The sequence below is a fragment of the Citrobacter sp. TBCS-14 genome, assembly GCF_005280805.1.
Lineage (GTDB): Bacteria > Pseudomonadota > Gammaproteobacteria > Enterobacterales > Enterobacteriaceae > Citrobacter > Citrobacter gillenii.
Genome location: NZ_SZWM01000859.1, coordinates 237 through 614, shown reverse-complemented (window position 1 = coordinate 614; position 378 = coordinate 237). Strand labels below are relative to the sequence as shown.

At 54.0% G+C, this 378-nt stretch carries 1 protein-coding gene; it reads left to right on the top strand.

All coding sequences use genetic code 11. The features are described from left to right. Nucleotides 1-15 precede the first annotated feature (15 nt). On the top strand, nt 16-378 hold a 363-nt coding region (locus tag FDX22_RS31770; protein ID WP_255433026.1), incomplete at its 3' end, for a YaeQ family protein.

The window sequence follows — 378 nt, the reverse complement described above, 5'->3', positions numbered from 1 at the left end:
AAAAGGAGTTCTCCCATGGCGCTTAAAGCGACAATCTATAAAGCCGTCGTCAACGTAGCGGATCTCGACCGCAGCCAGTTTCTTGACGCGACATTGACGCTGGCGCGTCACCCTTCAGAAACCCAGGAACGCATGATGTTGCGTCTGTTGGCATGGATTAAATATGCTGACGAGCGGCTGCAATTCACGCGGGGTTTAAGCGCTGAAGACGAACCCGAAGCATGGTTGCGCAACGACCACCTGGGCATTGATCTCTGGATTGAACTCGGCTTGCCGGATGAGCGTCGCCTTAAGAAGGCGTGTACCCAGTCTGCTGAAGTCGCTTTGTTTGCCTATAACAGCCGTGCAGCGCAAATCTGGTGGCAGCAGAACCAAAGC